Source organism: Clostridium sp. DL-VIII, assembly GCF_000230835.1.
Taxonomy (GTDB): domain Bacteria; phylum Bacillota; class Clostridia; order Clostridiales; family Clostridiaceae; genus Clostridium.
Genome location: NZ_CM001240.1, coordinates 1080275 through 1091836, shown reverse-complemented (window position 1 = coordinate 1091836; position 11562 = coordinate 1080275). Strand labels below are relative to the sequence as shown.

Annotated in this window: 9 protein-coding genes and 2 pseudogenes; 1 reads left to right on the top strand and 10 read right to left on the bottom strand. The window is 29.4% G+C overall.

What is annotated here, in order from left to right; translation table 11 throughout:
* Window positions 1-390: 390 nt before the first annotated feature.
* From CDLVIII_RS30565 to CDLVIII_RS05000, 9 genes and pseudogenes are all read right to left on the bottom strand, one after another.
* Window positions 391-1552 (bottom strand): annotated as a pseudogene (locus tag CDLVIII_RS30565) (IS3 family transposase).
* 254 nt (window positions 1553-1806) lie between these two features.
* The gene (locus CDLVIII_RS05035; protein WP_009168348.1) at window positions 1807-2796 is read right to left on the bottom strand and encodes a Gfo/Idh/MocA family oxidoreductase; all 990 of its coding nucleotides are present in this window, start codon (window positions 2794-2796) and stop codon (window positions 1807-1809) included.
* A gap of 50 nt (window positions 2797-2846) precedes the next feature.
* Window positions 2847-3533 (bottom strand): ribose 5-phosphate isomerase A, encoded by a 687-nt coding sequence (rpiA, locus tag CDLVIII_RS05030; RefSeq protein ID WP_009168347.1) that lies wholly within the window; start codon window positions 3531-3533, stop codon window positions 2847-2849.
* Window positions 3534-3668: 135 nt separating this feature from the next.
* The gene (locus CDLVIII_RS05025) at window positions 3669-4685 is read right to left on the bottom strand and encodes an oxidoreductase (RefSeq protein WP_009168346.1); all 1017 of its coding nucleotides are present in this window, start codon (window positions 4683-4685) and stop codon (window positions 3669-3671) included.
* A gap of 149 nt (window positions 4686-4834) precedes the next feature.
* Window positions 4835-5615, bottom strand: a pseudogene (locus tag CDLVIII_RS05020) (Cof-type HAD-IIB family hydrolase).
* A gap of 223 nt (window positions 5616-5838) precedes the next feature.
* A complete protein-coding gene (locus CDLVIII_RS05015) occupies window positions 5839-7332 on the bottom strand; it encodes an HTH domain-containing protein (RefSeq protein WP_009168344.1) in 1494 nt (497 codons plus the stop codon).
* 421 nt (window positions 7333-7753) lie between these two features.
* Entirely contained in the window at window positions 7754-8074 is a 321-nt protein-coding gene (locus CDLVIII_RS05010; protein ID WP_009168343.1) for a carboxymuconolactone decarboxylase family protein, read from the bottom strand.
* Window positions 8075-8106: 32 nt separating this feature from the next.
* Complete coding sequence (locus CDLVIII_RS05005; protein WP_009168342.1) at window positions 8107-9282, bottom strand: iron-containing alcohol dehydrogenase; 1176 nt, start codon at window positions 9280-9282, stop codon at window positions 8107-8109.
* 118 nt (window positions 9283-9400) lie between these two features.
* A complete protein-coding gene (locus CDLVIII_RS05000; RefSeq protein WP_009168341.1) occupies window positions 9401-9814 on the bottom strand; it encodes a cupin domain-containing protein in 414 nt (137 codons plus the stop codon).
* Between the two features lie 500 nt (window positions 9815-10314).
* Between CDLVIII_RS05000 and CDLVIII_RS04995 the strand changes: the two genes are divergently transcribed.
* Window positions 10315-10767 (top strand): MerR family transcriptional regulator, encoded by a 453-nt coding sequence (locus CDLVIII_RS04995; protein WP_009168340.1) that lies wholly within the window; start codon window positions 10315-10317, stop codon window positions 10765-10767.
* A gap of 133 nt (window positions 10768-10900) precedes the next feature.
* Here CDLVIII_RS04995 and CDLVIII_RS04990 read toward each other — a convergent pair whose 3' ends face one another.
* Window positions 10901-11530, bottom strand: coding sequence for a VTT domain-containing protein (locus tag CDLVIII_RS04990; protein ID WP_009168339.1), 630 nt, complete (start codon window positions 11528-11530; stop codon window positions 10901-10903).
* Window positions 11531-11562: the final 32 nt, after the last annotated feature.

Genomic DNA, 11562 nt, shown 5'->3' with positions numbered 1-11562 from the left:
ACGATATATATAAGCAATTACAAATACTCGTGATTATATACAAAGATTAAAAGATTGGAGTGCCAGCTCCAACAAATATATTTTCAATTGTCTCAGCCCTTTAGTGCTAGGACAATTTCTTTGCTGCCGCAGGCAATCAAATCAATGAAAAATGCAAGCTATAAACCTACACCTTAGCTTCACATATAATTTCTAAGCATATTAGAATAAAAAAATATTAGTTTTTATACTATAATATAGCTTGTACTTTTCCTCCTTAATCATATGTTTTAGATATTACACAAAGTGAATGGGGCTGTCGCATACTGATATGCTCCCCTTATGGTAGACGCATAAAATAATAAAATGTTGGAATCGTCAAGGTTTTGTAGACACAAAGTTAAGTAAATTTTATGAATTTAATTCTTCGAATTGAGATGGAGAGAGATATCCCAATGAAGAATGCATTCTTTTAATATTGTAATAAATTTCAATGTATTTAAAGATTTCTTTTTGAGCTTGTTCAGGTGACTCGTAATGGGCATCTTGAATAAGCTCTCTTTTTATTGTTCGATAAAAAGATTCCATTACCGCATTGTCGTATGGATTTCCTTTTCTACTTTCACTATGAATAGCATCATATCGTTTCAATAATGCCTGAAATCTTCCGCCTGTAAATTGAGATCCTTGGTCTGTATGTACAATTAAACCTTTTTCAGGGTGTTCTTTTCCGTATGCTTGCATAAATGCATCCATTACAAGAATATCTTTCATCCTATTGTTCATAGACCCTCCAACAACTTTTCGGGAATATATATCTATAAATACTGCAAGGTATAAAGTGCCTTTTCTGGTTGGAATATAGGTAATATCGCCAACCCATATTTTATTGCGTCTATTAGATTCAAACACTTAATTTAGTAAATTTGGTCTTTCAACTGCATTAACTTTCTGATTGTAATGCTTATAACGATAACGACATCCTCTAGGAAAAAGCTTCATATTTCTCATTAAACGAGATACTCTCTTTCTATTAATATGAATTCCTTTTTGATCTAAAACTTTGGCTATTCTTATTGAACCATATCTACCTTTGTGTTCCTCGAAAATTTGTTTTATCTCTTTACTTAATACTTTATTTTCTATATCTCTGTTTGAAGGTTTATGATTTAGATATTTATAATATCCAGCTCTAGATACATTTAATGTTCTACATGCCTTCTTGATGTTGTATTTTCCTTGGTTTTCTTTTAGATATTGAAATCTTATTTGTTCTTTCGCTTCAAGAAGGCTTGGTATTTTTTTAATAATTCTAATTCCTTCTTTAGCTCGATATTTTCTTGTTTCAGCTTCTTTATTTCATACTGATATGAATAGAGTGCAGTTCCATGTCCTGGAAATGCACTCTCTCCGTATTCTTCATATTCACTTATCCAACGGTATAAAGAATTATACGGTATAAAGAATTATAATGAATAGATAATGCTTTCGCTGCGTCAGCAACAGACATACTATCGTCCATGACTAACTTAACCGCTGCTATTTTAAATTGTTTGTCATAACTCCTTCTCATAAAGTAAACCACCTTTTCATATTTTTATTTTATCTTGGTGTCTACTTTATTGTACCATTTCCATATTTTTATTTTTTTCACTGTCTACTTGACAGGGAGCAGTTCATACTTGACAGCCCCATTAAATAATCATTCTGTTCTTTTTTTAACCACTCCATTTGTAGCTATAGCTTCTTTATACCAATTATAACTTTTCTTTTTGTATCATTCTGAAGTAATCACTCACTTTTATTATTTTAATTTACTTTAATTCCCTATTTTTTACTATCTTCAGGGAATATGATTCTACCTTTATGCCTTGCAATTGTTTGAACTTCGCTAACAATTAAGCTGTGTTCTAACATCCTATAACATTTTTCTAAGTTATTATTTTCAATCATATCAAAAAACTCAATAAATTCATTAACCATACGATGTTCATAATTATTTTCATTTATTAAAGAACTAGTTCCGTCATTCATCAATATCTCAAATCTTTCACAAACATTAGCTGGAGTATCTTGATATATGCATCCTTTATCTCCTTGAATATTATTTGCAATAGGTGCCTTACAATCTTTTGCTCCAATACAAACACATTTAAATGTTTCATAATCTAATATTAATATTCCAGATGTATCTATTCCTCTTTCAACATTTGGGTAGTATTCAATATTTTCAGGTTTTCCAAACAAACCTACTGCATAATGAATATTGTAAATATTTAAATCCATTAATGCACCGCCTGAAAATTTAGGATCAAAGGCAGGCAATATATTTCCTTCTTTAAAACTATTATATCTGCTTGAATATTGAGAATAATTGCATTGAACTATTTTAATATCTCCGAGCGTTGGAAGTAACTCTTTAATTTTTTTGTAATTAGGAAGATATTGATTAGTAATCGCTTCAAATATAAATAACTGCTTTTGTTTAGCTAAATCCCTTAAAATCAGTGCTTCATTATATGTTGATGTGAATGGTTTTTCAATAATAACATTCTTATTTGCCTCTAATCCCTTTTTTGCAAATTCAAAATGTAGATTATTAGGCAATCCAATATAAATTGCATCTAAATCAGTATTTAATAATTCATCATAACTATACAAAACTCTCTTAATTCCATACTTATTCTTTAATTCAATCATTGTTTCTTCATCTTTTGGCGTACCACACATCGCTTCTAATTCTACATCCTTTAAAAGTGAAGTGATTGACAAAAAGTCTTTCACTATCATTCCTGCTCCAATAATACCTAATTTCATATTTATTCCTCCATTTTTTATCTAAAAATAGTTTAAATATATTTTTAATTCTATCTCTTTGAAATAACTCTTACTCCATTTTCCCCAGCCACTATTAACTTTGTGACTTCGCTCATAAACAAAGAAGTACCAATTACGCCTACAATATCATTCAGATTATCATTTAATTTCTTAAAATCCTTTATATTTTCAAATTTTACATCTAATATAAAGTTACCATCATCAGTAATTAAATAACCATCTTTATTAGTAGTTGTTCTAACTACAGGATCACCTCCTAAGCTTTTAACCATTTTACTTACATAACTTAATGAATCTTTAACTACTTCTAATGAAACAAAATGCTTACAATTTAATTCTTTGGTTAGTTTTTGTTCATCTATAAGTAAAATATACTCCTTAGCCATTGATCCAATTATTTTTTCTTTTGTATATACACCTCCGCCACCTTTTGAAGCTTGGAAATTCTCATCTACCTCACCGCATCCATCAAAAGCAACATCTACTTCTTCTACAAAACACGTTGGTATTACTTCAATGCCATATTTAATACAAAGATTCTTTGTATTATCAGATGGAGTTACAACCTTAATTTTAAAATTATCTTGTACAGATTTGCTTATTAACTCAATTAAATACGCTATATTCCTTCCAGCACCTAATCCAATTACAGTATTATTTTTTATATATTCCATAGCTTTTTCAGCACATAATCTTCTTAAATTATCTTGATTCACCTTGTTTTATTCCTCCATATTTCATTTCTTATATATTCACATTCTTCATACATGTGTATTTAAAATTCACCTAAATCCGTACGAGAAATCCTTAAAATCAGCTTCTTATATAGAAGCAGGGACTCCTTCTATTGTTTATATTAAATCCTTTACTCCTGTTTCTAGCATTTCCATTTGCAATAGTGTTTGTTCGTCAGTAATTGTTTTACTTTTACCATTTATAATTGCTTCATATAAATCATCATATACTCTTCCATAATCACCATTAACAGATTTCACTTTTTCTTCGTGTATCACACCTTCCTCATCGATATATGTAAGCACACCATAATGCTTAAATGTATCAATACCAAAATCCTTGTTTTCAGGCATATAAAATAATTTTAAATGCTCTTCTTGACGATCTTTTGTTTCCTTTACAAAACATCCTTTTTTGCCATATACAACAAAACTTGGTCTTTCTTTAATTCTAAAGTAACTAGACTTCACAGATACTTTTAACTTTCCATAATATAAATCCAAATCAAAGTAATCATTCATTCTACCTGATCCCAATAATTGTCTTACATCATAATGGATATTATCTGGTTTACCAAAATAACTAATTACTTGATCCAAAGTATGACAACCATGACCATATAAATATGATAAGGTAGGATTAAAGCTTGTAATAGATTCAGGTACTTCTGGTCTATAATAGTCATAATGCATTTCTATTTCTATTAATTTGCCTAATTTTCCCTCCTCGATAACTTTTTGAACTGTTAAAAAATCACTATCAAAACGTCTATTTTGATAAGCTTGAACAATTAATCCTTTTTCTTTTGCCAAAGTAAATATTTCTTTTGCTTCTTTTGAGGTTTCCATAAATGGTTTTTCAACTAAACAATGTTTATTATGTTCCAATACCATTTTTGCATAGTCATAATGACTATTATGCATTGTACATACAACTATCAATTGTATTTCCTTGTCATTTAATAATTCATTTAAGTCAGAGGTATAATTTACTCCCGCAATTCTGCTCCATTTTTCATTCTTAGGATTTCTTTGATAAATTGTTTTTACTTTAATATTTTTTCTTTGTAAGACAAATGGTAAATGATATCTGTTAGCACTTTTACCATTTCCAATATAACCAATTGTAAGCATAGTTAACCTCCTAAAATATAATGGCTATTTTTAAATACATAAGATCATGTACTAAGTTTATTAAAACTCATTCATCTACTCCTGTAATGTTTTACATTTTTATGTTGATGTACTTAACTTCTGAAAGATTATCTACATACTAATTGTTTTTAAACATCATTTATTATAAATTTATTAATTACATATGCTACTCCATCTTCTTCATTACTTTTTGTTATAAAATTTGCCAGCATTTTAATTTCATCCTCTGCATTTCCCATAGCTACTCCAAAGCCTGCATATTCTATCATTGACCGCATCACCAATAGCAATAATTTCTTCTTTGCGGATTCCTAAATGCTGAGCTAACTTCTCTATTCCAGTAGCCTTATTACATCCTTTTTTCATAAATTCTAGCATAAAATCTACACTTCTAATTACGTTATATTCTTCAAATAACTCTTTAGGTATTTGAGACATAATCTTATTAAGCACATCTTTTTCTTCCTCTAACACTACTTTAAGAATTTCATCATCATCCTTTGTCTCTGTAAGAAAGTCTACTACTCTTACTTTAAGATTTATCCTTTTCTCTTCATCTTTAGAAAATTTACTTTCTATATTTACCAAATCTTTATCTTTTGTGAATGCATGAAAATATGTTTTAAGATTCTTTACTTTATTATAAATATATTTTAAGTCTTTACCTTTTAATGTCTCATTACTGCTTATTATTGAATAATCACTACTTCTGCATATCAAGGCACCATTTAAACCAATAACATACTCCTCTTTACCTGTAAGTTGTAATTCATTTAAATAATGTTTTATACCTTGAATTGGTCTGCCAGATGTCAAAACTATTTTTACTCCTAAGCTTCTAGCTACTTTTAATGCTTCCTTAGTTTTAGGTGTAATTGTTTTATCTTCTTTTAAAAGCGTTCCATCCATATCTATAGCAATAAGCTTATACATATTTCACCTCCATAATCATTTACTCAGTACCAATCTTTAGTTTTATTATAATCACTCTAATATTATTTCTACAAACTAAAGAATTTCACCCCAAAGAGGGAAATTCTTTATGTTAACATTTTTATCACTTACATAATAAATTAATCCTATAGACCAGAGTATCATCTTTGTCAATACTCTAGTCTATAGGATTGCTTCACTATAATTTACTTTTATGATTATCAAGATATTCTGAAATCATATCAATGTCATTTGATTCAATTTCAGGATTTATTCTAATAAAAGGAATATTAGTAATATCAGCTATTGTTGAAGTTGAAATTATAAACTCTATCTTTTTAAGATTTTCATCATTCTCATACATAAATTCTTGATAATCATAAATTTTAGAAATTTTTATTTTTTCTCCAAAATGATTATCAATTTTATCTTTAATAAAACTTATTATAGACTCATCGTAATCGCAAACAATAGCAGTATATAATTTATACTTCCACATTCCACTCATAGATACTAAATGAATAGTTATATAAGCTAATTCTATCAATTCCATATTCAAATTTAGTTTTCTTTTAATAATATATGCTATTTCAGTCGCCATTTTAAATTCCGTTTTATAGGTTTGCGTAACTTTTTCCCTTATCTTATTCGGTATACAATGTCTATATTTTAAACGATTTATCATTGGTGCAACATATAAAAGTAACTTATACTTATTATCTGGATTAAAACTTAAATCTATCTTGAACTTATCATGTAAAGTTATCAAAAACTCATCCACTATGCAAATAGCTTCCTCTGTTTCTATGTTTATAATATTTGTTCCATGAAGAAATTGTTTTGATTTAAAATATTGCTGTAAGTTAAGCCATTCTGTTTTTGATAAATTCACTTCTAAATCCTTTTCTACTTTTTCTCTTACCTCAGTCATTACTGGTATAAGATCATCATTTATATCATCTAAATCATTTAAATTAAAGCCTAATTGACAACGCTTAACTGCAACTAATATTTCATAGCATAGAAGTTGGGCACTATGACCTGATAAATAATAATTATATTTTTTAGTTTCAGCACTCACAATATGGTAAAGGTCTCTAGCTCTATCTACTATAATAACATCCTTCTCTTCAAATAAATAATTCCAATACTTAGTAATAGTGCTTACATTAGTCTTTATAGATAAAACCCAGCTGATAATATTTCTTTTTTCTTTTTCATTAGCCTTAAGCGTAATTCCTTCATTTAAAGAATAGCTTATTCCTAATTTCAAATCTTTCTTTAACCATTTATTAATAAGAATAACATCGTTATTTATAGTAGCTTCAGATACATATAAGGATTCTGCTAATTCCTCCACAGTAATATATTTTTTAGTTGTTAATTTCAGCAGTATGTACATCTGTCTCTCTAATGGCAAATTTGGTGTTTCAATTATATACTCATAATCCAACACTTTTCTTATAATATTGTTTTTCTTCAAAACTTCTTTATTTTCTTTATTAAGAAAATAACCTTTTTTTACTTTAGAATCTATTTCAACATTGTATTCTTTTAATAAAACATTAATTTCTTTAATATCATGTCTTATTGTGCGAATAGTCACATTGCAAAGTCTAGCTAATTCATTTCCAGTGATACATTCATCTGTATTTAAAATTATACTTAAAATGTCTCTATATCTCCGATTCAAACTTATAATCACCTATCTCAATACTTTAATATTTACTTTAATATTATCTTATTTTCTTAGATTTTTAAATTAATATGTTAAAATATATACCATAATATTTCTTTAAACTTTGCCTTTCCTTATTTTCTTTTTCAATATTTCTTCTGATTTTTTTATATTCTCAGCAATCCTAAATTTAGCTATCTTTCTTATTAATTCATAAGTCATTGGCTTTTCTATTGGACCAAATTAGCTTGTACAGCTTCCATATCCAAGTCCAACGCCTGCCATACTGGCCGCCATCCAGCAATGTAATATCAAAAGAACCATATTTTTTCATATTGTTCCCCATTATTGACAAATCAAAAGACCACTGAACAAGAACTTATGCTCCTTACTCGGTGGTCTGTTTACTCATTATTCATTACTTAAGTTCATTATATTATTCACCATATACTTCTTTTGCCAATGCAAATGTTGCCCACGCATTAGGCCATCCTACATAGAACGCAAGATGAGTGATTATTTCTGATATTTCTTCAGCACTTACACCATTGTTCTTAACATTCATGATATGATATTTTAGAGAATTATCAAATATCCCTTTTGTCATTAGCGCAGTTACAGTAATAATACTGCGGTCTCTTAATGATAACTTATCTTCTCTTGACCAGACCTCTCCAAAAAGAACGTCATCGTTCAATTCTGCAAATTTTGGTGCAAATGATCCAAGAGCATCTCTGCCTGCAGTTTGTTTTTTCATAATCTTATTTTCCTTTCTTACAATCCTCTGTCTTATACTGCAGCATAGGCAGTGTTTAAAATCTCTAAAATTTCTTCCGCAGTTAAAGCTTTATATCCACCCGGAAGTAGTACAGTTGAATTTGCAATTAGTGGAAGCATTTCTTCTGTTGCACCAAGTTCCTTAAGGCTTGTTATTATACCACATTTTTTTATGAATTTTTCCATAGCATCAATACCTTCTAAAGCAACTTCTTCTTTTGTCTTTCCAGCTTCATCAACACCCCATACTCGACTCGCAAAACGAACAAATTTATCTAAAGCAAATTTCGATATATATCTGTAATATGGAAGTGATATTGCTGCAAGTCCCATACCGTGTGCACAATCAGTATAAGCCCCTAGTTGATGCTCAATCATATGAACTTCCCAGTCTTGAGTTTTGCTTAATCCCATGATTGGATTCATTGCAAGAGTAGAACTCCACATTAAATTACTTCTTGCTTCATAGTTTTCAAGATCTTTTATTGCAATTTGTGCACTATTTATGATAGAACGAAGAAGTCCTTCAATCAAATAATCTGAAGTCACATCATCTTCACCTGAGAAATAAGCTTCCATTAAATGTGACATCATATCAAAAACTCCACTTACCATTTGATATTGAGGCAGCGTAAATGTATATTCTGGATTTAATATTGAAAACTTTGGGTTAACATTTGATGGGAAAACACGTCCATTCTTAAGTTTTACATCATTATTGGTAATAACTGATCCACCATTCATTTCAGATCCTGTTCCTGCCAATGTAAGGATAGATGCAACTGGCACTATTTTATTATCTACAGGTTCAAAATTTATCCAGTAACGTGTCCACGCATCACCAACACAATATGCAGATACTGAAATAGCCTTTGCGCAATCAATTGTAGAACCACCACCAACAGCTAAAATCAAATCTACATTATTATCACGTACAAGAGCAGCTCCTTCCATTACTTTTTCATAAGTTGGGTTTGCCATAATTCCAGATAGTTCTACGATGTTTTTACCATTTTCCTTTAAGATTGATACAACCTGGTCATAAAGTCCATTTTTCTTAATAGCACCTTTTCCATAAGCAAGCATAATGGTATCACCATAATTTGCAAGTTCACTGCTTAACTTATCTAAAGAATTCTTTCCAAAATGTATTGTTGTTGGGTTTTGATAAGTAAAATCTAAATTCATTCTTTTCTCCATTCCTGCGCATTTTTGCGCATCAATTATTTTTCAATTTCATTAATACAATTAATTGTATTCGCATTTCTACTGAAAACAATATAGGGTCTCTCCATTTTTGCTCCTACTATTTTAACTTCCCATATTCTTCATCAGATACAGGATCTAACCACTCGTTAGATCCACCTTCTGCTGGAACTTCCACTGCCAGATGTGCAAACCAGCTGTCTGGTGCTGCTCCATGCCAATGTTTTACTTCTGGTGGAATATTAACTACATCTCCTGGATGTAATTCTTGGGGCTCTTTTCCCCATTCTTGATAATAACCTCTGCCCGCTGTACATAACAAAATCTGTCCACCCTTATGATGTATATGCCAGTTGTTACGGCATCCTGGTTCAAATGTTACATTGCCTATCCCTATTCTTTCCATAGTAAGCATGTTTAAATAACTCTTTCCTACAAAGTACTTTTCAAACATTTTATTTTCTTCTCCCATAGGGAATACAGTAGTAGCTTTTAATTCTTCTAAATTACTCATTAATTTCGCCTCCAAATTTAACACTGTTTCTTGAATTTATCCGATAGCTAGCATCCGTAACACTCTTCCCTCTTCCTCAAGTCGGATGAATGCTCACAGAGTAAGCGTTCATCATCAACTCATAGATTTGGACTTTCACTTATCTGCTTAACCGGGCGATAACGGCTACACGCTCCTGGATAAGTTCAACTAAATTCAGATAGAGTTAAAACTCCATCTGAAAAGTTTCACTTTATGTTGCGCATTTTATATTTATTTAATTACTCAACACAAAATTCTATACTTTTATCCTAATACCTAAACCTAACTTTAGGTCAACTACTTTTTTAAATTTTTTATAAATTTTATATTTTTTCATCTTAAAGATCATTATTATTTTTTGTTAGTGTTTACCAATCAATATAAAATAAATATTGACCTCTAGCTAGGTTTAGGTTATATAATAATTAAATACTTGATTTAATACATTTTAGGTAAAATGATTTTTTGAGGTGAAAGATATGACATATTCAATTGGTGAAGTTTCTGAAATGCTTGAAATTCCCATTTCAACTTTAAGATATTACGATAAGAAAGGACTTCTTCCTTTAGTTGAGCGTACAAATGGTAACGTTCGTGTATTCAGTGAGATTGATGTTCGTTGGTTAAATATGATAGATTGTTTAAAAAACACTGGAATGGAATTAAAAGAAATTAAAACTTTCTTTGAGTGGTGCGAAAAAGGTGATTCTACTATTGATAGGCGTTATGAAATGTTTTTGGAAAGAAAGAGAGAAACTGAGAAGCAAATAGCTATTCTTCAGAAATCACTGGATTTAATTAGTTACAAATGCGAATACTATCGTATAGCTAAAGAAGCTGGTACTACAAACACTCCGGAGTTAATGCAGAATCCTATAAAGGAATTTGAAAAGCAACAGTTCTTTCAAGATGCTGTAGGAGATACTGAATAACCCTTTCATTATATGAAATACAAAGAATTACTCTAAGATTCTTTGTATTAATTCTTTCTACTAGCAGGTAAGCACGTACAGTGTAGTCCTGCCTCAGCTTTCAGTGAATATTTTTTTATTTCTCATTTTTTATTTATTCACTTATTTGATTATTCCATCTTTTAAAATTAATAAGATTTACTAAAATTAAAACTATTAATATAGTAATAAATACAAATATAGAGTATCTTATGCTTACGCCTAAAAATGTATACAACAGAATTACTGGAGTATCAGCTATAAGTATTGTTAAAATATACTTAATTAAAGTAATCTCTGTTAATACAGAAAAGAAACAAACTATATCACTAGGCACAACAGGCGATGAAACGCCTAATGCTAGAATTTGTACACTATTCTTTTTTACCATGTTGTATATTTTAGGATACTTTTGTATTATCTTCTTTTGATAGCTCATACCAAATGTGAGTTTAACAAAGAAAAATAATAACATTTCACTAATTAAATTTGCAATTGCTGTTAGAATAAAAGCTTCTAACGGATTAAACAAAACTCCTCCGACGATTATAAAAACAGTACATGGAATCAAAGTAAAAATTCTTAGAGACGCAATTATTAGAAATAATAATTCACTATATTCCTTGTATGTATTTAAGAATTTTATAATTTTATCAGTGCCATCATTGTATAATTCATACTTAAAAAATATTAATAAAATTGTAACCCAAAATATAAGCACAATACCTTTAAATAACTTGTCCAATTTGACTTCTCCCTTTTTATCTAGAATTTATA

Bases quoted from the DNA above. Each gene is read 5' to 3' on its own strand.
- CDLVIII_RS05000 (WP_009168341.1), bottom strand. From the start codon at position 9,814: ATGAGTAATTTAGAAGAATTAAAAGCTACTACTGTATTCCCTATGGGA.
- CDLVIII_RS04995 (WP_009168340.1), top strand. From the start codon at position 10,315: ATGACATATTCAATTGGTGAAGTTTCTGAAATGCTTGAAATTCCCATT.
- CDLVIII_RS05005 (WP_009168342.1), bottom strand. From the start codon at position 9,282: ATGAATTTAGATTTTACTTATCAAAACCCAACAACAATACATTTTGGA.
- CDLVIII_RS05010 (WP_009168343.1), bottom strand. From the start codon at position 8,074: ATGAAAAAACAAACTGCAGGCAGAGATGCTCTTGGATCATTTGCACCA.
- CDLVIII_RS05035 (WP_009168348.1), bottom strand. From the start codon at position 2,796: ATGAAATTAGGTATTATTGGAGCAGGAATGATAGTGAAAGACTTTTTG.
- CDLVIII_RS05025 (WP_009168346.1), bottom strand. From the start codon at position 4,685: ATGCTTACAATTGGTTATATTGGAAATGGTAAAAGTGCTAACAGATAT.